This window comes from Nocardia puris, from assembly GCF_036051655.1.
Lineage (GTDB): Bacteria > Actinomycetota > Actinomycetes > Mycobacteriales > Mycobacteriaceae > Nocardia > Nocardia puris.
Genome location: NZ_CP107943.1, coordinates 7,681,686 through 7,703,753, shown reverse-complemented (window position 1 = coordinate 7,703,753; position 22,068 = coordinate 7,681,686). Strand labels below are relative to the sequence as shown.

14 protein-coding genes are annotated in these 22,068 nt (G+C 70.7%); 13 read left to right on the top strand and 1 reads right to left on the bottom strand.

The annotated features are described in order from the left end of the window. The first annotated feature begins 2 nt into the window (after positions 1 to 2). The 11 genes from OHB21_RS35705 to OHB21_RS35655 are packed head-to-tail and all read left to right on the top strand — an operon-like array spanning position 3 to position 17,014. Entirely contained in the window at positions 3 to 1,040 is a 1,038-nt protein-coding gene (locus tag OHB21_RS35705) for an NAD-dependent epimerase/dehydratase family protein (RefSeq protein WP_067508982.1), read from the top strand. After that, positions 1,033 to 1,326, top strand: a complete 294-nt coding sequence (locus OHB21_RS35700) for an acyl carrier protein (RefSeq protein WP_232331740.1) — start codon at positions 1,033 to 1,035, stop codon at positions 1,324 to 1,326. Before OHB21_RS35705 ends, OHB21_RS35700 begins: the two co-directional genes overlap by 8 nt. Beyond that, positions 1,323 to 4,325, top strand: coding sequence for a type I polyketide synthase (locus OHB21_RS35695; protein ID WP_195126090.1), 3,003 nt, complete (start codon positions 1,323 to 1,325; stop codon positions 4,323 to 4,325). Before OHB21_RS35700 ends, OHB21_RS35695 begins: the two co-directional genes overlap by 4 nt. Then, on the top strand, positions 4,315 to 6,966 hold the full coding sequence (locus OHB21_RS35690; protein WP_195126091.1) for an aminotransferase class III-fold pyridoxal phosphate-dependent enzyme: 2,652 nt from the start codon (positions 4,315 to 4,317) through the stop codon (positions 6,964 to 6,966). Before OHB21_RS35695 ends, OHB21_RS35690 begins: the two co-directional genes overlap by 11 nt. Continuing rightward, positions 6,963 to 8,045 carry a fatty acid desaturase gene (locus OHB21_RS35685; protein ID WP_067508986.1) on the top strand — a complete coding sequence of 361 codons (1,083 nt, stop codon included), beginning with the start codon at positions 6,963 to 6,965 and terminating at the stop codon, positions 8,043 to 8,045. The genes OHB21_RS35690 and OHB21_RS35685 overlap by 4 nt, the downstream gene beginning before the upstream one ends. Beyond that, entirely contained in the window at positions 8,042 to 9,418 is a 1,377-nt protein-coding gene (locus tag OHB21_RS35680; RefSeq protein WP_195126092.1) for a cytochrome P450, read from the top strand. The genes OHB21_RS35685 and OHB21_RS35680 overlap by 4 nt, the downstream gene beginning before the upstream one ends. Further along, on the top strand, positions 9,415 to 11,205 hold the full coding sequence (locus OHB21_RS35675; protein WP_195126093.1) for a fatty acyl-AMP ligase: 1,791 nt from the start codon (positions 9,415 to 9,417) through the stop codon (positions 11,203 to 11,205). Before OHB21_RS35680 ends, OHB21_RS35675 begins: the two co-directional genes overlap by 4 nt. After that, positions 11,202 to 12,092: an ABC transporter ATP-binding protein gene (locus tag OHB21_RS35670; protein ID WP_067508993.1), complete on the top strand. Its 891-nt coding sequence runs from the start codon at positions 11,202 to 11,204 to the stop codon at positions 12,090 to 12,092. The genes OHB21_RS35675 and OHB21_RS35670 overlap by 4 nt, the downstream gene beginning before the upstream one ends. Beyond that, on the top strand, positions 12,089 to 13,954 hold the full coding sequence (locus tag OHB21_RS35665; RefSeq protein WP_195126094.1) for an NAD(P)/FAD-dependent oxidoreductase: 1,866 nt from the start codon (positions 12,089 to 12,091) through the stop codon (positions 13,952 to 13,954). Before OHB21_RS35670 ends, OHB21_RS35665 begins: the two co-directional genes overlap by 4 nt. Before the next feature lie 5 nt (positions 13,955 to 13,959). Beyond that, positions 13,960 to 15,585 (top strand): ABC transporter permease, encoded by a 1,626-nt coding sequence (locus tag OHB21_RS35660; protein WP_113974940.1) that lies wholly within the window; start codon positions 13,960 to 13,962, stop codon positions 15,583 to 15,585. 43 nt (positions 15,586 to 15,628) lie between these two features. Next, on the top strand, positions 15,629 to 17,014 hold the full coding sequence (locus OHB21_RS35655; RefSeq protein WP_067508999.1) for a cation:proton antiporter: 1,386 nt from the start codon (positions 15,629 to 15,631) through the stop codon (positions 17,012 to 17,014). A 360-nt stretch (positions 17,015 to 17,374) separates the two neighbouring features. On the opposite strand, the gene rpmB is transcribed toward OHB21_RS35655, so the two are convergent. Further along, a complete protein-coding gene (rpmB, locus tag OHB21_RS35650) occupies positions 17,375 to 17,566 on the bottom strand; it encodes a 50S ribosomal protein L28 (RefSeq protein WP_011210730.1) in 192 nt (63 codons plus the stop codon). A gap of 306 nt (positions 17,567 to 17,872) precedes the next feature. Between rpmB and OHB21_RS35645 the strand changes: the two genes are divergently transcribed. Next, positions 17,873 to 19,750 carry a DAK2 domain-containing protein gene (locus tag OHB21_RS35645; protein WP_067509001.1) on the top strand — a complete coding sequence of 626 codons (1,878 nt, stop codon included), beginning with the start codon at positions 17,873 to 17,875 and terminating at the stop codon, positions 19,748 to 19,750. Positions 19,751 to 19,793: 43 nt separating this feature from the next. Beyond that, entirely contained in the window at positions 19,794 to 22,067 is a 2,274-nt protein-coding gene (recG, locus tag OHB21_RS35640; RefSeq protein WP_067509003.1) for an ATP-dependent DNA helicase RecG, read from the top strand. Position 22,068: the final 1 nt, after the last annotated feature.

Genomic DNA, 22,068 nt, shown 5'->3' with positions numbered 1-22,068 from the left:
CGATGATCTTGATCACCGGGGCGACGGGCTGCGTCGGACGGCACGTGGCCGACGCGCTGATCCGAACCGGGGAACCGGTCCGCGTGCTCGCCGAGTCGGCCGAGGACTGGCGCCGCAACAACGACGCGCTCGAGGTCGCGCCCGATCAGGTGCACATCGGCGACATCCGGGACCGAGCGGCCGTGGACCGTGCCGTCGCGGGCTGTCGCGCCGTGGTCAACATCGCGGGCGTCGCGGGCATCTCGACCAGACGGCGGGGCCTGATGCACGCGGTCAACACCGCGGGAGCCAGGAACGTCGCCGACGCCGCGCTGGGCCATCGCACGCGGCTCGTGCACACCTCCTCCGCCTCTACCGTGTGGCTTTCCGAAGCCTGCGACGGCCCGGACCGCGTCACCCCGACGAGTACGGCGCCTTCGCGCCATCCGTATCCGTCCACCAAGAGGATGGGGGAGCTGATCGTGCTGCGCCGCGTCGATCGCGGGTTGGACGCGGTCATCCTCAATCCGGGCGCGGTTCTCGCGTCGGGGGGCGATCCTCGCACCACCTGGTCCGGGCTCGTCCCGCAGATCGCGCGCCACCGCGTGATCCCCGTCCCGCCCGGTGGTTTCGGCTTCGTGGGGCGCGACCAAGTCGTGGCCGCGCATCTGGCGGCGCTGTCGCGCGGCGAGGCGGGAATCCGCTATCTGGTCGTCGGCGAGAACCTCACCTACCGCGCCTTGTTCGCCAAAGTCGCGCACGCCCTCGGGGTACGCAGGCACTGGCTCCCGGTGAGCCGACCGGCGCTGCGTATCGCCGCGGCGGCGCTCGGGCCGGCACGGGCGGTGACACCCGCGCGCTGGGACCCACTCGTGGTGCGGGAGAACCTTCCGCTGCTGGTCGAGTTCCCCCGATTCCGAGGTGATCGGACCGCGCTCGACCTCGGGGTACCCAGCCGCCGCGTCGACCCCGCCATCGCCGACATGGTCGCCGCACACCGGGCTCGGCCGGCCGCCGGGGCGCCTTGGCCACCGCATCGAAAGGGGACGCGCAGTGCGTGAGGATGCAGTCACCACCGAACTCGTCGGCCATTTGGCGGGCGTCGTCGCCGACCTGCTCGGCGTCGACGTAGACACGGTGTCGACCACCGCCAGTTTCGCGGACCTGGGCCTGGCGTCCGCGGAGTGCGTGCGGCTGACCGCCCACCTGGAGGACCGCACCGGCACGGCCGTCGCGCCCACCGCCGTTTTCGACCACCCCAGCATCGAGGCGATCGTACGGTTCGTCCTCGGCGCGGACGCGAATCACGCCGCAGCGACGGCGCATTCGGGATCGGAGCCGTGGTGACCACGTCGACGACAGCACAGCGGGCGCTGCTCGAACAAGCCCTGCGCGCGCTCGAGGATCTGCGGGGAGCCCGCAGCGAACGAATCGCCGTCCTCGGCGCCGGAGTGCGCCTGCCACCGGCGATCGACAGGATCGAAGCGGTGGCCGAGTTCGTCGACGCCGGCGGCGATGCCATCGGGCAGGTGCGGCGCCGCGCGCACGTCCGCGAACCCGCCCCCCGCGCCGACGGTGAACCGTCGGGCCTGCTGCTGGACGTGGACGGCTTCGACGCGGACTTCTTCGGGCTCTCCGGCGAGGAGGTCCGGTCGTTGGATCCCCAGCACCGCCTGCTGCTGGAAACGACATGGGACGCTCTGGCGGACGCGGGAATTCCGCCCGCGCGCCTGCGCGGCAGCAGGACCGGGGTGTACGTCGGCACCTACGCCGCCGACTGGCTGCTGCTGCGCGCCGCCGAACCGGATGGTATCGATGCCTACACCGGACCGGGTACCTCGCACGCGATGGCGGCGAACCGCCTGTCGTACCTGCTGGACGTCGACGGGCCGAGTCTGGCGGTGGACACCGCGTGTTCGTCCTCGCTCACCGCGTTGCATCTGGCGGTGCGGGCGCTGCGCGGCGGCGACTGCGAGACCGCGATCGTGGCGGGGGTCCATGTGCTGCTCTCGCCGCATTCCGACACCATCACGTCCCGGACGCTGCCGCTCTCGCCCACCGGTCGCTGCCGATCCTTCGACGCGGCCGCCGACGGCATCGTCCGGGGGGAGGGCTGCGTGGTCCTGGTGCTGCGCGGGCAGCGCGCGCTCGACGGCGGAATCACCCCGAGGGGGTGGGTGCTCGGCACCGCCGTCAACCACGGAGGACGAGCCAACGGGTTGACCGCGCCCAATCCGAAACGCCAGGAGGCGGTGCTGCGACGCGCGCTGTCCGACGCGGGCGTCGAGCCGGACACGGTCGGCTATATCGAGGCGCACGGCACCGGAACCCGGCTCGGCGACCCGATCGAAATGGCCGCTCTGGCCGCGGTATACGGCGTCGGGACGGCGCCGTGCGCGGTCGGGTCGGTGAAGGCCGCGCTGGGGCATCTCGAAGCCACCGCCGGACTGGCCGGAGTCGCGCACGCGCTCGGCGTGCTCAGGCGTGGTCGCGCGCCGGGCCTGCCGCATCTGCGACACCTCAACCCCGAGATCGAGATCGACGGCACCCGGCTGCGCGTCTGCGCCGATCCCGTGCCGCTCGCCGACGGCGCGCGGCACGCCGCGGTGAGTTCCTTCGGATTCGGCGGAGCCAACGCCCACGTCGTGCTCGCCGGGCCTGCGAGCACGGCCGTGCCCGCGACCGACCGCGTTGACGAGCCCCTGGTGCTGCCCGTGGCGGCGTCCTCGGCCGCCGGCGTGGAACGTCTACGGCGGGCGCTGGCCGGCGCGCTGACCACCGATCCGCTGCTCGACGCTCGTGAGCTCGCGCGCGGCGTCGCCGCCCGCGACCTCGGCCTGCCGTACCGCGCGGCGTGGATCGGTGACGATCGCGACGCACTGCTGGCCGATCTCGGCGCGCCGGTGAGCGCGCCGGCCAGCCCCGGCCAGCCACCCGCGATCTTCGTCTTCTCCGGTCACGGCGCCGAGTGGCCGGGCATGGGGCGCGAGCTGACCGGCAGCGACCGCCTCCGTGACCTCTTCGACGAGCTGGAGCGTGAGGTCGCGGACGTGTTCGGGTGGTCGCTGCGGGCCGCGCTGTGTTCCGACCGGCCCGATGCCTACGCCGACACCCAACGGGCCCAGGTAGGCAATTTCGCCATGCACCTGGCCATCGCCTCGCTGCTCGATCAGTGGGGTCTCGAACCCCGCGCGGTGGTCGGGCACAGCATGGGTGAAGTGTCGGCCGCGGTCGCGGCGCGGGTTCTCGACCTTCGCTCGGCGCTGACTGTGCTGGCCGAACGGGCCGCTCTGCTCAATCGCGTCGCCGCGGGAGGCGCGATGGTCGCGGCCCGTCTTTCGCTGGCCGCGGCACTCGATCTGATCGCGGAACGCACCGACGTCACGGTGGCCGCCGAGAACGCCCCGGAGTCCGTGGTGTTCTCCGGTGCCGCACCCCGCATCGCCGCGATGTGCGCCGAATTGGAAGATCGTGGTATCCGGCATCGCCGGTTACCCGTGGCGTACGCCTTTCACGGTCCGCGGCTCGCGGCGGACGCCACCGAGTTCGCCGACCGCCTCGACAGCCGCGTACGCCCCCGGCCCGCCGCCGTCGCGCTCTACTCCTCGGTGACCGGAGCGCGGTTCGACGATCCGATGGACGCACGACACTGGGCGGCCAATGTCTGCGAGCGGGTGCGGTTCCGCGACGCGGTCACCGCGGCGCTGCCCACGCACACGTCGTCGGTGGTCGTCGAGATCGGCGCGCATCCCGTGCTGACGCCCGCGCTTGTGGAAATCGCCTCCGGTGCGGGGCGTCGCGCGGCAGTGGTGGCAGCCATGTCGCGCGGACACGGTGGCGGCCCGCTCGCCGCGTTACCGGCGGCACTGCATCGGGCGGGGTGCGATCTGGACTGGCAAGCGGTGCTCGGCCGACCCACCCGGCGCGTGGGGTTCCCGTTGATTCCATGGCATCACACGGCCACCGAGTCCGGCCGTTTCGGCGCCGGCGAAGACGCGGCGCCACGTCCGCGCGTCGCGTCGCGGGAGCGCATCCTGGAAGCGCTCTGCCGTGAGCTCACCGTGGCCGTCCCGGCGATCGCGGGCGAGACGCATCCGTCCGGCGTGGCGCTCCGGGAGCGCGCCGTCGAATCGCTGCAGCTGGTTCAGGTGCGCAACCGAATGGAACAGGCCCTCGGCATCCCGATTCCACTGTCGGTGCTGCTCAGTGGCGACAGTCCCGAGCAGATGGCCACTGCGCTCGCCGGCGACGAGACGTCGTCGCGCATCGAGGAGATGTCCATCGAGGAACTGGAACAGGCGTTGAGCGCGCTCGACGCCGCCGAGGAGGTCACCGGTGACCAGTGAGACCCACGCCCCGTCCGATCGCCGGGCCCGACTGCAGAGCGAGCTGCGCCGCAGGCTCGCGGCCGCCCATCGCGCGCAGACAACGGGTGCCGGCGACGCCTACCTGCGGCATGTCAATCCGCACCTCGCCCGGCTCCTGGCCGCCCTGGACCTCGACAAACACTACGTGCGCGGGACCGGGACCGAGTTGTACGACGCGGCCGGGACCCGGTACCTCGATTTCGCCGGCGCCTACGGCGCCTTGCCGTTCGGACACGATCCCGGTCCCGTCTGGGCCGCGATCGAGCGGGCGCGGGCGACCGGCCTGCCCGTCTTCGTCCAGCCCTCGATCCTCGACGCCGCCGGCGATCTCGCCGCGCGGCTGGCGGCCGTGGCGCCGGGGCAGCTGTCGCGGGTGACCTTCGTCAACAGCGGCGCCGAGGCCACCGAGATCGCGATCAAGATCGCGCGTGCGGCCACCGGACGGCTGGGCGTGCTGAGCACTCACGACGCTTTTCACGGCAAGACGCTCGGGGCGCTGTCGGCCACCGGACGGCTCGACTACCAGCGAGCGTTCGGCGTGCCGGTGCCCCATTTCGACCGCATCCCGTTCGGCAGCGCCACCGAACTCGAGCGCGCGCTCGGCGAGCGGCCGGGCCACTACGCGATGTTCCTGGTCGAGCCGATCCAGGGTGAGGGCGGGGTCCGCGTCCCTCACGACGGCTACCTCGGCGACATCCGCCGGATCTGTGACCGGCACGGCGTCCTGCTCGCGTTCGACGAGGTACAGACCGGACTCGGCCGCACGGGCCGGATGTTCGCCGCCGAGCACGACGGCGCCGCGCCCGACATCCTCACCGTGGCCAAGGCGCTCGGCGGCGGCGTGCTGCCGATGGGCGCGGTGTTGTGCCGCCCGGAGATGGCCACCGAGGATTTCGCCCTGCGGCACACCTCGACGTTCGCCGGGAACGCGCTCGGCGCGCGCGTCGGCGTTGCGGTCCTGGATGAACTGCTGCGCGATGAGCGAGCGGTCATCCGGTCCGCCGAGCGCGCGGGCCAACTGCTGCTGGACGGTCTGCGCGCGATCGCGGTGCGTCACCCCGGCGTCATCACCGACGTCCGCGGGCGTGGTCTGCTGATCGGAGTCGAGCTGAGCGGCGACATCGGGCTCGGCGGCAGGCAAGGCTTGATCGGGTCCATAGCCGACCAGGCGAATCTCGCCATGGTCTTGACCTCCTATCTGCTCAACGTACAGCGGATCCGGCTCGCCCCCACGCTTTTCGGCACTCGTGTACTTCGGGTGGAGCCGCCCCTGACGGTCGAGGCACAGGAGTGCGAGACTTTCCTGGCGGCGATGGAATCGGCGATCGCCACGGTAGCCGCAGGCGACACCGCGCGACTCGTCGGCCACCTCGTGGGGCGCCCACCCGAATCCGATCCTCCCGCGCGGCGCCCGGTGGCGGCCTCCGCGCGCAATCCACGGCCGCGCGGCGGAGATCGCCGGTTCGGGTTCATCGCCCACCCACTGGATCTGGACAGTCTCCTCGATTTCGATCCGGCGCTGGAGGTCTTCGATCACGGTGAACGGGCCGCGCTGCTCACCCGGATGGCCCAGGCCGCCTCGGTGCTCAACCCCGCGCCCTTCCTCATCGGTACCGGCCGCATCGACAGCGTCGGCGACTGCGCCTACGGCGAGATCTTCGGGCTGCCCTACACCGCCGAGGGTCTCCTGCGGCTGCCGGGCCCCGAGGCGGTGCGACTGGTGCGCGAGGCGGTGGACCTCGCTCTTCACCGGGGCGCCGACATCGTGGGGCTCGGCGCCTACTCCTCCATCGTCACCGCCAACGGCATGGCACTCGGGGGTTACGCCGACCGGATCACCACCGGCAACTCGTTCACCGCGGCGGCCTCCCTGGACGCGATCCGCCGGGTGTGTGAAGAACGCGGGGTGGCTCGCCACGATCTGACCGCGGCGGTGCTGGGCGGCGGCGGCGCCATCGGCAGGACCATCGCCAGGGCGCTGGCCCGTGAGGTCCGGGTGCTGCGGATGGTTGGTCGCGCGGGTGCTACGGATGCCGTGTCGCGGTTGCGGGAGGCGGCTGTCGCGGTCTGCGAGCGGGCGGCCGCCTCCGGCGAAGGGCCGCTCGCGCTCGCGGCGCGGCACAGCGGTCGCACCGGCACGGCATTGGTCGACTTCCTCCTCGAGCACGGCCACCTTTCGCTGGACACCGACCCCGTCGGCGCGGCGCGCGACGCCGAGGTGGTCGTCGCCGCGACATCGGCGCCTCGCACCTTGCTCGCCGCCGCGGATTTCGCGCGGGACGCGGTGGTCTGTGATGTCGCACAGCCACCGAACATCCCCGCCGACATCGCCCGCGCGCGCCCGGACCTGACGGTCTTCGACGGTGGGATCGTCGAACTGCCCGCGGGACACGACTTCGGGGTGCGCTACGGGCTCCCGCCGGGACTGACCTACGCCTGCATGGCGGAAACCATGGTGACCGCCCTGTCAGGTGAGCGTGAATTGTCCAGTCTCGGTACGGATCTCGACGATGCGGCGATCAGCCGCCTGGCCACGCTCGCGGATCGTCACGGCTTCCGGCTCGCGCGGGCCACCACCTGGCGTCCCGATCACCGAACCGACCGGAAGGAACCGCGATGAGTACCGTCGCCGAACGAGACCGGGCCGCGCACGTCTTCGCGACGGGCGCCGCGGCGGCCCTGGTGCACGACCTGATGAAACCGCACCTCCCCCGTTACTACCTCGACTTGACAATCGCGGCCGTCGTCGGGTGGGCCGCCTTCGCCGCGTTCGCCGCGGGTGTGCCGAATGGCTGGTGGCTGGTGGTCTGGTACGTCGTCGCGGTCTTGGCGCTGTACCGGGCGGCGGTGTTCATCCATGAGATCGCCCACTTCGGACACCGGAATGCGTTCCGCCCCTTCACCAGGGTCTGGAACCTGGTGGTGGGGATACCTTTGCTCATCCCGTCTTTCATGTACGAACGCCATTGCGAGCACCACAGCAGGCGCTCGTACGGCACCGAACACGATGCCGAGTACGTGCGCTTCGCGACCATGCCCCGCGGGCATATCGCCGCTGTGCTCGCGGGCTCGGCGCTGGCGCCGTTATTCGGGCCGTGGCGATTCGGTGTGCTCGCGCCGGTCTCGTGGCTCATTCCCCGGACCCGGCCGTTCATCTACGCGCAGATGTCGACGCTCAAGATCGACCTGGACTACCGCGGCGAACCACCGCAGCCCGGGGAGCAGCGGCGCTCCTGGCTGGTACAGGAGGCCACGGCGTGCGCGCTGGTGCTCGTCGTCGCTGTCGCGGTGCTGACCGGGCACCTGAGTTGGCGGGTACCCGTGACCTGGGCCGCCGTACTGGCGGGGATCGCGGTGCTGAATTCGGTCCGGCTGCTCGGCGCGCACCGGTACCTCGGCGATCACGATCGCATGTCGGTGACCGAGCAGATGATGGACACGTTCACCTATGCGCGTCACCCGTTGCTCGGTGAGTTGTGGGGACCACTCGGATTGCGTTTGCACGCACTGCATCACCTACTGCCCGGCCTGCCCTATCACGCATTGCCCGAAGCGCACCGGCGCATGGTCGCGGCACCGGCACTCAACGCCGCCTACCGGCTCACCGAAAGCAACGGGCTGATCCCGTCGATCGCCGAACTCTGGCGCCGGGCTGGTCACGCGCGAGCCGACGATTCACTGCGAAGGGACCCGCGATGAACTCACATACCTCGACCGGCGGACTGCGCGCACGCCCGGCCCGAGCCCGGCGCCCGGTGGCGGACGCGCTGGCGTTCAAACGAGATCCGCTCGGATTCATGTGCAGGCTCGAACGCGACCACGGCCCGGTGGCGCCCTTCGGATTGGCCGGGCGCCGCGCGGTGATGGTCAGCGGCCCGGCGGAGATCAAGGAAGTACTCGTCACCCGCGAGAACGACTTCGACAAGGGCGAACTCCAGCGCAAGGCCCTGGTACCGGCGCTCGGCAAGGGCCTGCTCATCTCCGAGGGGGCGCTGCACGCGCGGCAGCGCCGGATGATCGCCCCCATGTTCGCCGCCCGGCAGCTCGGTCCGTACATCGATCCCATCGCCCGCACGATGCACCGCCACATTCGGCAGTGGCCGGTGGACAGCCCGTTCACAGTGCTGGATCGGCTGAAGGTCATGATGCACGACGTCGTCGGGGAGCTGATGACTCAGCGGCCACTGGGGCACGATGAGCGGCTCATCGCCGGAGTCACGAGGCTTTTCGAATGGGAGATGAAGCAACTGCTCGACCCGCTCGCCGCACCCCTGTGGCTGCCGACCAGAGCCAACCGTCAGATGCGCAGCGACCTCGCCGAGGTGCGCGAGGAGTTCACCAAGGTCATCGGTGAGCGCCGCCTGGACCGGGCGGACGCCGCGTACGACGATCGTGATGTCCTGGACCACCTACTCTCCGCCCGGGATCCCGACGGTGCCGCGATGTCCGACGAGCAACTGATCGACGAGCTCATCAACATCTGGGGCGCGGCGCACGAGACCTCCGCGGATGCCCAGTTCTGGACCGCGTATCTGCTGGCCACCCATCCCGAGATCCGGGACGAGGCTCGCGCCGAGGCCGAGACCGTCCTCGGGGGCCGGCTGCCCTCGGTCGAGGATCTGCCACGATTGCAGTACTGCGGCCAAGTGTTCAAGGAGGCGATGCGGCTGTTCCCGCCCGCGCCGTGCTTCCTGCGGGAGTCCGTGCGAGACACCAGAATCGGCGAGGTGGACGTGGCGGCGGGGACGTTGGTCTTCCTGTCGACCTTCGCCATGCACCGCTCGCCTGCGCACTACCCCGACCCGATGACCTTCGATCCCCGACGCTTCACCCCCCGAGCCGAACGCGCCCGGGACCGCGCCACCTATCTCCCGTTCGGGATCGGGCCTCGGGTCTGCATCGGCGGCACGCTCGCTGTCTACGAGGGACAGATCTTCACCGCGGTCCTGCTCACCAGTGGCGAACTGTCTTTCGCCACAACCCCCGTCGAGCCGACCCTGCTGATCAATCTCCGTCCCCGGGGCGACGTGCCCGCCGAATTCCGCCCGATCGAGGAACGGAGCCGTCAATGAGCGCCGAGCATCCCCTGCCCGCCGCACCGCCGGAGGATCACCCACACGATCTCGTCGCGGCCGTCCGCCACTGGTCACGGCACCGGCCACAGGCGCCGGCGCTGACCCACCTGACCCACCGGGGGCGGTCTCGCGACGACACCGTGGTCACCTACCAAGAGCTCGATCGGGACGCCGCGGCGGTGGCCGATTGGATCACGCGACACACCCGGCAGGACGACCGCGTCGCCATCATGTGCCCGCACGGGCCTGACTATGTCCGCGCGTTTCTCGGCTGCCTGTACGCGGGCAGGATCGCGGTGCCGCTGCACGCGCCGGGTGAGGCTCGCGACCGTCACCGTGTCACCGCGGTGCTGGAGGACTGCGCTCCGGCCCTGATCTTCGCGGCCGCGCCCGAGCCGGTGGCCGCGTTCGGCGCGGGCCCGGTCGCGGTGGTCGAGTCAATCCTGACGACTGCCCCGACGACCGCCGTGCCACCGGACGATGACAACCCCGACCGGATCGCCTACTTGCAGTACACGTCCGGCTCGACCCGCGCACCGGCCGGAGTCGTGGTGACCCGGGCGAACCTGGCGGCCAATCTCCGGCAACTGCGCGATGCCCTGCCCGTCGTCCGCTCCCGGCCGGTCGTGACCTGGCTGCCGATGTTCCACGACATGGGATTGGTCTTCGCGGTCGCGCTCCCGCTCAGCGCGGGCGGTCACTCGGTGTTCATGGCTCCTGGCGAGTTCGTCCAACGACCGGCGCGCTGGCTGCGCGCGATCTCCGATTTCGGCGGCGGCGTCAGCGCCAGCCCGGATTTCGGCCTGGCGACCGCGGCTGCCGACATCTCCGCCGTCGAGCGTGAGGACTTGGACCTGTCCACCCTGACGGCGCTCGTCAACGGCGCCGAACCGATCCGCGCCGGCACGCTCGCCGCGTTCACGCGGGCCTACGCGCCGCACGGCTTCCGGCCCGAGTCGCATAGCCCGGGATACGGATTGGCCGAAGCGACACTGGGCGTATCCCTCACCCCGCAGGGGCGCGGCCCGGTCGTCGGCCACTTCGACCGCCGGGCGCTGGAAGCCGGCCGGGCGGTGCCGGGTCCCGCCCGCGACGACCGTACCGCACCCGTGGTCGGATGCGGCGTCGCGCTCGACCAAGACGTCGCGGTGGTCGACCCGCTCACCCGGAATGCCATGGCGCCGGACACGGTGGGTGAGGTCTGGGTACGCGGACCCAATGTCGGACGCGGCTATTTCGGTCGCGCGGACGACACCGCCGATGTGTTCGGCGCGCGGGTCGAACCGGGCGACGGCACCGGCGGCTGGCTCCGCACCGGCGACCTCGGATTTCTCAGCGGCGGAGAGCTTTACCTCGTCGGGCGGCTCAAAGACCTCATCATCGCCCGCGGACGCAACCACTACCCGGCCGACATCGAATCGACCGCGGCCGCGGCGGCGCCCGAGATCCGCCCGGGGCACGTCGCCGCCTTCTCGATAGCCCACGAGGACGGGGAACGGCTGATCGTGGTCGCCGAAGTGGATCGCAGATACGCTCACTCCGCCTTCGACGCCGCGGAAGCGGCACGACGGATTCGCGGGGCCGTGGCGAAAGTCCACGATGTGGTGCCCCATGAGGTCATGCTGGTACAGGCCGGGCAGCTTCCCAAGACCACCAGCGGAAAGTTGCAACGCAAGGCCACGCGGGTGAAGTACGCCAACCATCGGCTGGCCGAATTCGGCTGCGGCACCGAGACGACGAGCCCGCGACCCGCTCTCGGCGCCGCCACGGAAGGAGCACCGTGACCACCGTTGTCGAGATCGAACGACTGAGAAAGTCCTACGGCGCGACGCGTGCCCTCGACGGGCTCGACCTCTCGGTCCGCGCGGGCGAGGTGCACGGGTTCCTCGGGCCCAACGGCGCGGGCAAGACCACGACGATCCGGATCCTGCTCGGGCTGATTCGCGCGGATGGCGGGACCGCCCGGCTGTTCGGGCGCGACCCGTGGCGCGACGCCGTCGATCTGCACGCTCGGGTGGGCTACGTACCCGGCGACGTGGATCTGTGGCCGTCGCTGACCGGCGGCGAGGTCATCGACATCCTGTCACGCCTGCAAGGCGAGGCCGCCCCGGCCACCATCGCCGATCTGGTCGACCGCTTCGAACTCGACCCGTCCAAGAAGTGCTCGAGCTATTCCAAAGGCAACCGGCAAAAGGTCGCCCTGATAGCGGCTTTCGCCTCCGACCCCGAGCTGCTGATCCTCGACGAGCCGACTTCGGGCCTGGACCCGCTGATGGAGAACGTCTTCACCGAGTGCGTGCGCGAGGCGACCCGGCGGGGACGGACAGTGCTGCTGTCCAGTCACATCCTCAGTGAGGTCGAGAAGTTGTGTCACACCGTGACGATCGTGCGGGCGGGCACGACGGTGACCTCCGGTTCACTGTCGGACCTGCGCCGCGCGACCCGTACACACTTCCGCGTCGAGATGGACGAGCCCGCGGCGTTCGACCTGCGCTGCGCCGAGAACATCCGGCGCAGCGCACACGAGGTCCGATTCGACATCGAACCCGCGCGGCTGAACGAGACCCTGGCCTACCTCGCGGCAAGCGACGTCCGCTCGGTGACCAGCGCCCCGCCCTCCCTCGAGGACCTGTTCCTCCACCACTACGAGCAGGCTGGTGAACTGCGATGACGATCGACCACCTTTCCACCTCTCCCGCCGTCACCGAGCCCGCGCGCACGCCGCCCGCCGAACTCCGCGCGGACGTGTGTGTCGTCGGCGCGGGCATCGTCGGACTGTTCAACGCACTGCAATACGCCAAGCGCGACTTGTCGGTGGTGCTCGTCGACGAGATCACACCCGCGCGGGCGAGCAGCTACAAGGTCGGGGAATCACTGCTGGTCTTCTCCAACGCGCTGCTGCGCTCGATCGCCGAACTCGACGAAGCTCTGTCGGCGTCGTTGCCCAAATCCGGTATCTGGATGACCTACGGTCTGGAAGGCAACCCCCGATTCGACCGTGGCATGTCGGAGTGGGCCTTTCAGTCCGACCTACCCGAGCGCTACGCCGCCGCCATCCGCAGCCCGAAGTTCCGTCGCACGATGTTCGCCGACTGCCAGATCGTCCGGCCCGAGATCGAGGAGCAGCTACGCGAGCGCGTCAGGGCCACCGCGGGCATCACCTTCGTCGAATGCGGCCGGGCCAGGCAGTTCGAGTTGTCCGACGAGGGCGACCACACACTCACGTGGCGATCGCAGCGCAAGGACGGCCCGTCCGGGACGGTGCGCGCCCGCTGGATCATCGACTGCTCGGGCCGATCGCGGCTGCTGGCGAAAACGCTCGGCCACGACATCGATCTGTCCGACGGCTTCGAGACGGCGTCGGTGTGGGCGCAGTTCTCCGGGTGCACCGACGCCGACTTCGGCCCGGCGTGGCAGTTCCACGGCCCCGGACCGGAGGTCATGCAGCGGGATCGTGACACCGTCCACCTGTGGGGTGACGGGTACTGGATCTGGCTCATCCGCCTGGTGGGCGACCGCATCAGCGTGGGCGTCAGCTTCGACAAGAGCCGAGTCGAGGTGGGCACCAAGCTGAAGGAGTACTTCTGGGACGTGCTGGAGCGGTATCCGTTGCTCGACTTCCTCGACCGCGACAACGTGCTCGAGTATCAGATGTACCGCAACGTCCAGCTGATGACCGACACCCATGTTTCCCCGCGCCGGTACGCGATGGCGGGTGACGCCGCCTCCATCATCGACGCCTATTACAGCCAGGGCATCTCCCTGGCACTGCTCGGGTCGTGGCACACCGCCAATATCGTCGACGACGACATCAATCACGGCAGGCTCGACACCGACGAGATCGCCCACGTCGACAACGCGCTGCGCGCCGACTGGCGGATCATGCGCGCGATGATCCGGCACAAGTACCAGGGCAGCCTCGCCGACGGCCGGTTCTTCCTGCTCGAGCATCTGCTGGACTACTCGATCTTCGGCTCGGCACTGCTGGGCAGATTCCAGCTCGCCCGGTGGCTGCACGAGACCGGTGGCCGTACCGCGCACGAATCGGCGGTGTGGCGCAGGCGCAGGCAACGTCTGCAGCGGCAGGTATTCCTGTCCCAGTCACTGCCGTGGCGGTTGTTCGAACCGGACAAGGTGGCGAGCGCGGTCGAGCGGATGCACGAGCGGATGGCCGCACGCGCCGAACGGCGCCTGCGCTACGGTACGCCGCAGCCCCCGGTGCAGGCGATCATGCGGGTGCATTCGCCGGTCCCCGCCCTGTGGCGGCTGTTCGCCGGACGTCGCGCGGCCCCCCGTGACCTGACCATGGGCGAAGTGCGCGAACCGGCGTTCCTCCGGATGAAAGGCACCGAATTCAGCCCGCTCGTCCTGCGCGGCTCCGGAACCGCGATCACCGCGGTATTTCTCGTCGGCTACGTCACCGACGCCGTCGGCACCTGGATCTCCACCCGCGTGCCGCGGCGGCGCGCGGCGCCATCTCGAGCCCGCTCGGATCGGTCCGGGCCGCGACCGGCAGCGGGGCGCGCGTGCTGAGAGGGGTGCGCGATCCCACACGGGTTCGCCCACAAGGCGGCGGCGCCCAGAGCCTGCGTGGCATCTGGACCGCCGCGGCGCTGATCGTTCGGCAGACGCGGGTCCTCCTGCTGCTCTGGTGCGTGGGCGTGCCCGCCATCGCGACGGCGGCCGCGGTGAGCGTCGGCGGGCTCTACCCGCCGGGGCCGCAGCGACAGGCCTACGCCCAGGTGACGGAGGGCCTGCCCGCCGCGCACGCCCTCAACGGCCCCGCGCGCGGACTCGACAGCCACGGAGGCATCTTCGTGTTCGAAGCGGGCTGGTACCTGGCACTGGCGGTCGCCGTCATGGCGATCACCACGATGGGGTACAGCACGCGGGGGCAGGAGCAGTCTGGTCGTCTGGAACTGTTGCGGGCCAGGCGTTTCGGACGCCACGCTGATCTCGGCGCGGCCGTGCTGGTGACCGCCGCGGTCGCCGTCGTGATCGCCGTCGCCGCCGCCGTCGGGGTCGGGCTCGCGGCGGGTGACCTCCGGGGCGGCATGGCCTACGGAGCGGCGCTGCTCGGCACCGGTTTGTTCTTCGCGGCCCTCACCGCGGTCGCCGCCCAGCTCACCGAGCACGCGCGGGGCACCTATACCATCGCCGGTTTCGCCCTCGCGGCGTCGTTCGCGCTGCGGGCGATCGGCGACGGCACGGCCACCGGGGCGATCTCGTGGCTCTCACCGCTGGGTTGGTCGCAAGGCATCCACCCGTTCGCCGAGAACCGGCCGTGGCCGCTGCTGCTGTCGCTGTCGGCGGCCGCGGTCCTGCTCGCCGTCGCCGTGGCCGTGGAGGAGCGCCGCGATCTCGGCTCGGGCGTGTTCGGCGCGCGCGCGGGCCGGACGGGAGCGGTGCCGGGTGCGCAGCGACCGTGGCGACTCGCCGTGCGGCTCGCCCGTGGCACCACCTTGGGCTGGGGGGCGACCGCGGCGGGCTTGGGTGTGGCGTTCGGCGCCGTCACCGTCGAGATGGGTCAGGTGGCGCAGAGCTCGCGGGCGGTCCTGGACCTGATCGGCGGTTTCGGCGGCGCCGACGTCCTGTCGTCCTTTCTTGCCATGGCGGCCCTGATCAGCGCGTTGCTCGCCGCGGGCGCGACCCTCGCGGTCGCTCTCGCCCCCGCCCGTGATGAACAGGCCGGTCGGGCCGATCTGATCCTGGCCCGACGGATGGGGCGCTCGCGGTGGCTGGCCGGGCACGCGGGCGCGGCGGCGACGACGGGGCTACTCGTGCTGGTCGCGGGCGGTACCGGGATCGGCGCCGCCCATGCGTTCCGGACAGGCGACGCGGGCCAGCTGTGGCGTTGCGCGGTCGCGACGATCGCACACCTGCCGGCGCTGCTGACGTTCCTGGGTGTGGCGCTCCTGCTGTACGGCTGGTTTCCCCGCCGGACGACGTGGGTGTGGCTCGGATACGCCGTGACAGCGGTGATCGCACTGCTCGGCCGCACGCTGCGGCTCCCCGGCGCGGCCCTCGACCTCTCGCCGTTCGAGCACTCCCCACGATTGTTCGAGACGGATCCCTCCGCATGGGGAGCCGTGTTCTGTGTGGTCGTCGCGATCGCCGCCGCGATGTCCGGGTTCCTCGGCTTCCGACGACGCGACCTCGTCTGAGCAGGTCGTCTCATCCATCTTCAGTGCTACAGGGAGGACCGCCGTGCCGACGCTCTTGGAGATCTCGACGAAACTGTTCCTGCAGATCGCGGTGATCCTCGCGGCCTACCGGTTGCTCTGGCCGCTGCTGCGGCGCCTGGCACAGGTTCAGGTCATGGCGATCATGGTCGCCGGGTTCCTGCTGGGGCCGTCGGCGCTGGGGTGGATCTGGCCGGGGGCCCAGCAATGGCTCTTCCCGCAGACGCTGGAGATCTCCGGTACGGCGGTTCAGCATCCGAACCTGACCGTCCTGTACATGGTCGGGCAGATCGGGCTGGTGCTGTTCATGTTCATGGTCGGCGCGTCGTTCGACCTCACGATTCTCGGCGCCCACCTGCGCAAGGCCTCCATCACGTCGGCCACCGGCATAGTGGTGCCACTGCTGCTGGGCGGGGCGGCCGGGTGGTGGATGGCAGGATCCCAGCGATGGTTCACCGACGCTGTCGCACCGTGGCAAGCGGCGCTGTTCCTGGCCGCCGCGGTGGCGGTGACCGCCTTCCCCGTACTGGCGTGGATCATCCGGGACGCGGGCCTGGTGCGCACCCGGCTCGGCACCCTGTCGCTGGCCTCGGCCGCGCTGGACGACGCCGTGGCCTGGCTCCTGCTCGCGGTGGTGGTCGCCACCGCGCAGGCGAGTCCCGGCGGCGCGGTGCTCGCCTGCGCGGGTGGCGTCTGCTTCGTCCTGATCATGGCGTTCCTAGCCCGGCCCCTCCTGGCGCGGTTGCGTGACGCGGGGCCCGCGCAGGGTGAACGCACCGGCGGGCTGCCTGTCGGTCCCCTGGTGGTGATTCTGATCGTGGTCCTGCTCTCGGCGAGCTTCACCGATTTCGTCGGCATCCACTCCGTTCTCGGAGCGTTCGTCGCCGGACTGGTCATGCCGCGCGGCACGCTGATCGACCGGATCCGGGATCGCGTCGATCCACTGGTGAGTTATCTGCTGTTGCCGGCGTTCTTCATCTACACCGGCCTCAACACCGAACTCGCCTTGATCTTCGAACCCGTGGTACTCGCGATGGCGCTGCTGGTCCTGCTGCTGTCGTTCGCGGGCAAGTTCGGCGCAATCGGGCTCGCCGCCCGCTGGCAAGGGATGAGCTGGCGCGAAGCGGGCACCATGGGGGCGCTGGCCAACGCCCGCGGCTTGATGGAACTGGTGCTGATCAATATCGGACTGGCCGCGGGCCTGATCACCCCGGAGCTGTTCACCGTCCTGGCCTTGATGACTTTCGTGACCACCGCCGCCGCGACGCCACTGCAACGTCTCTTCGAGCGCAGCGCCTGGAAGCAGGGGCGGGTGTTCGGGCCGGACGGTGAACAGCCCAAGCCAGTGCCGAGACCGCACGAGGTAGGCAGCGAACGCGACCCGACCGACCATGGCCGGGCGCGATCCTGATCCGGATCGGCGGGCCGCGTTCCACAGAAATGCCGGTACTACGAGACAAGTGAAGGGTGGCGCGCCCGTAGGGGCGCGCCACCCTTCACAACTGCCTGCCGACTATGACGGCCAGTGACTGCCCGGTGCGGCACCACCCGCACCGGCGGAACGTGCATAGGACGCACAGCAAAACCCCGATGCCCAAAGGACATCGGGGTAAGCCGACTTCAATTCACTCCACGCACCAACTGATCTCGCAAGAACATGGGTAACTCGCCGGGAACGCCCAGAACGAAACCCACATCCTCACCGCCGGCCCGGCAACAAGACCAACCCGTTACCCACGACCGGCGAAAAACGCGGAGAGGCGGAACAGCGCTAGCCTCGGACGACCTTGCCGGCCTTCAGGCAGGAGGTGCACACGTTCATCCGGCGGGTGTTGCCCGGGGCGACCTGGGCGCGCACGGTCTGGATGTTCGGGTTCCAGCGACGGTTGGTGCGCCGGTGCGAGTGCGAGACCGACTTCCCGAAGCCGGGGCCCTTGGCGCAGACGTCGCAGACGGCAGCCATAGTCGCGAACTCCTTCATGTCATGTGGGGACCGCCGCCTTCGTGTGCGGCATGTCCGGAAACGATGTCGTGATGTGCCCCGCCGACGGGCGGCGGATAGCGACGGCCAGGGCCGGCCGCGTGAGGCAACCCTGCAAGGGTAGCCAACGGGCTGTCGATCCACCAAACCGGGACTCCGGTGGGGCGGGCCGAGGGGCCGCCGGGCACCGCGACAGCATACCGGTCCCATGCCCGGCGGCCGCAGGCGGTGCTGCGGGATAACCTGGCGTTCGTCGGGTGTGGTCCGGGCGAGTGCGGGAGGTGACGGGTGTTCGGGCGGCGGGATGCGATCGACGGCGCGGCGCTGAGGCACTGGGGCCGGCTCTGCCTGGACGGTTTGGCGCAGCGCCGCGCCGAGATCAACGCGCTGAATGTCTTTCCGGTCGCGGATTCGGATACGGGGACGAATCTGCTGGCCACGATGCGCGCGGCCGTGGTGGCCGCCGAACCGCTGCCGGGTGGCGCGGGGGCGGACGAGGTGGCGGCGGCGTTGGCGCGGGGCGCGACGCTGGGGGCGCGGGGGAATTCGGGGATCATCCTGTCGCAGGTGTTGCGCGGGGTGGCGGAGGCGACGGTGCGGGGGCCGTTGACGGGGGATTCGTTGCGGGTGGCGTTGCGCCGGGCGGCGGCGCTGGTGCGGGAGTCCTTGAGCGTGCCGGTGGAGGGCACGATTCTGACGGTGCTGGAGTGCGCGGCCGACTGCGCGGCGGCGTGCGAGCAGGATGCGCTGGCGGAGGTCGCGGTCGCGGCCGCCGACGGTGCGGCGAAGGCGCTGGGCGACACCCCGACGCAGCTGGGTGTGCTGCGGGCGGCCGGTGTGGTGGACGCGGGGGCGCGCGGCTTGGTGGTGCTGCTGGACGCGCTCGTGGCGGTGACTTTGGGAGAGACTCCGGCCCGGCCGGAGTATGTGCGGGGGCAGTGCGGCGGTGTGAGCGAGTCGGCGGGATCTCGCGGGACCACAGGGGCCACCGGCGACAATCGGGCAGGTGGAACCCCCGGCGTTCGGACCGCTCGGGCGGAGGGTGCTGGAGGGGCGGCGGATGTGCGCAATACGGCGGCCGACGATCTCGGTTCCGTTCTCTCTCCCGGTGACGAGTACAGGGCGGGTGCGCACACCGTCCCTGCGCACCAAGACGGGGTACCGTTGGACGTCGCCGCGCCCGAGAAGGGTATGGCCGCATGCGCGGACGCGTTCGACCATGCCCACGCCGCCGCCCCGCATTTCGAAGTCATGTACGTCCTGGACGCCACCGACACCGCGAAGGTCGAGCGCCTACGCACCCGGTTGGACGAGCTGGGCGATTCGGTCGTCATAGTCGGCGACGGCGCGGGCAGCTGGTCCGCGCACGTGCACTGCGCCGACGCGGGGGCGGCCGTGGAAGCCGGGATGGCGGCGGGCACGGTGAGCCGCATCCGGATCGAGAGCTTCGCGGTGACCGCGCCCGTGCTCGAGCCAGTGCGACGGGTAGTCGTCGCGCCCGAGCGAGGGCCCGCCGACCGCGCGGTGCTGGCCGTGGCGACCGGTGCGGGCGCGGCCGCGTTGTTCGAGGCGGCGGGCGCGGTGGTGCTGAACAAGCATCCCGTGACCTCGGCGGGGTTGCTCACCGCGATCCGCAGGCTTCCCCATCGCGAGGTGCTGGTGCTGCCGAACGGCGCGCTGCCCGCCCACGAACTGGTCGCCGTCGGTGTGGCCGCGCGTGACGAGCACCGCGACGTGCTGTTGCTGCCCAGCGGTTGCATGGTGCAGGGCTTGGCGGCGCTGGCCGTGCACGACCGCGGCCGGATCGCCGTCGACGACGCGTTCGCCATGTCGGAAGCGGCGGCGGCGATGCGGTGGGGCTCGGTCCGCGCCGCCACCCAGCGCGCCCTGACGATGGTCGGCACCTGCGAACCCGGCGACGGACTCGGTCTGGTCGGGCACGACGTGGTGGTGATCGACCGCGATGTGCCGGGCGCGGGCCGCACCCTGCTGCACCGGATGCTCGGGCTCGGCGGGGAACTGGTCACGTTGCTGATCGGCGCGGGCGCCCCCGCCGGTCTGGCCGAGGAGCTGTCCGCGTACATCGAGGGCGGTTTCCCCGGCGTGGAGGTCACCGTGTATTCCGGTGGGCAGCACGGGGATCTGGTGCAGATCGGGGTGGAATGATGCGCGGGGCGAGCGGTATGGGAATCGGGGTGCAGGAGCGGCTATGGCGACACTGAGCGATCGGCTCGACCACGTTCTCGGGAAGAAGGCCGCCGACTCACTGGTCGACGCGTTCGATATGCACACCGTGGAGGACCTGCTCCGGCACTACCCGCTGCGCTACGCCACGCAGGGGCAGCCGCTCACCGAGGAGGCGCCGGAGGAGGGCGCGCATATCACGGTCATCGGGCGGATCACCAAGGCCGAGCTCAAGCCGATGCGCAACCGGCGCGGCTCGTTGCTGAAAGTGTTGCTGGACACCGGTTCCGGGCGTCCGGTCGACGTGACCTTCTTCAACGGCGACAAGGTGAAGTACGTCGTCAAGGAAGGCCTGCGGGCGATGATGTCGGGCACCGTGAGCTATTGGCGGCCCGGCACCTGGAATCTCAGCCACCCCGGCTACCTCATCCTGCCCGAGACCGAGGACGAAACCGTCGGGTCGTTCACCAAGGTCCGTGGCGGCGGCGCTCTGCGCGGACTGGCCGAGAGCGCGAAAGGCGCAGGGGGCGTGGACGTCTCGTTCATGGAGCGCGAGTTCATCCCGGTGTATCCGGCCACCGCGAAGGTGCAGAGCTGGGATCTGCTGGCCTGCGTGCGACAGGTGCTCGAGCAACTCGATCCGATCGACGATCCGCTGCCGGAAGACGTGCGCGCGGATCGCGAGCTCATGCCCGTCTCCGACGCGCTGCGCCTGATCCACCTGCCGGAGCGCAGATCCGATATCGACCGCGCCAAGGAGCGGTTGAAGTTCGACGAGGCGCTGGCGCTACAACTGGTGCTGGCCGACCGCCGCCACGAGATCGCGGGCCGCACCGCGCGTCCGTGCCCACCGCGCACGGACGGGATCGCGGCGGAGTTCGACAAGCGGTTGCCCTTCGAGCTGACCGAGGGCCAGCGCACGGTGGTGAATGAGATCTCCGCCGACCTCTCGCTGGCCCACCCCATGCACCGGCTGCTGCAAGGCGAGGTGGGGTCGGGCAAGACGATCGTCGCGCTGCACGCCATGCTCCAGGTGGTGGATGCCGGGCAGCAGTGCGCGCTGCTCGCCCCGACGGAAGTGCTTGCCGCCCAGCACTATCGGTCGCTGCGCGCGATGCTGGGCGACTTGGCGACGGCCGGTGAACTGGGTGCGGCCGACAAGGCCACCCGGGTGAGCCTGGTGACCGGGTCGATGTCGGCCTCGGCGAAGAAGGCCGCGCTGCTGGATGCCGTGACGGGGGAGGCGGGCATCGTCATCGGCACGCACGCGCTGATCCAGGACAACGTCGAGTTCTTCGATCTCGGCATGGTGGTTGTGGACGAACAGCACCGCTTCGGCGTGGAGCAGCGAGATGCGTTGCGCGCCAAGGCGAAAGACGGCGCCAGCCCGCACCTGCTGGTCATGACCGCCACCCCGATCCCGCGCACCATCGCCATGACCACGCTCGGTGACCTGGAGACCTCCACGCTCACCGAACTGCCGCGTGGGCGTTCGCCGATCACGTCGAGAGTCGTCCCGCGCAAACTGCATCCGAACTGGGTGGACCGCGCCTGGGAACGCATCCTCGAAGAGGTGCAGGAGGGGCGGCAGGCCTACGTGGTGTGCTCGCGCATCGGCGACGACGAGGACGCCGCACCCGCGAAAGGCAAAGGCCGGGGCAAGGCGCCGGAGGAGAAGGAGGCGCCGCCCACGCAGGCCGTGGTGGACATGTTCGAGACGCTGCGCTCCGGCCCGCTCGCCGAAGTGCGGGTCGGGCTACTGCACGGCCGGCTGCACGCCGACGAAAAGGACCGTGTGATGCGGGCTTTCAACGACGGCGACGTGGACGTGCTGGTGTGCACGACGGTGGTCGAGGTCGGCGTCGACGTGCCGAACGCGACCGTGATGGTGATCGTGGACGCCGACCGCTTCGGCGTGAGCCAGCTGCATCAGCTGCGCGGCCGCATCGGCCGCGGCAAGCATCCCGGTCTGTGCCTGCTCGTCACCGACGCCGCGCCGGGCGGTTCGGCGATGAGCAGGCTCGAGGCCGTGGCGGCCACCACCGACGGTTTCGAACTCGCGGTTCTCGACCTGCGCCAGCGCCGCGAGGGCGACGTCCTCGGCTCGGCGCAGTCCGGCACCGCGACCTCGCTGCGCCTGCTCTCCCTCATCGATGACCTCGAAGTCATCACCACCGCACAGGATCTCGCCCGCCGCCTGGTCGAAGACGACCCCGGCTTGCGCAACCACCCCGGCCTGGCCGCCCTCATGCGCGCGGCCGTGGACTCCGAGCGCCTGGAGTACCTGGCCAAGTCGTAGG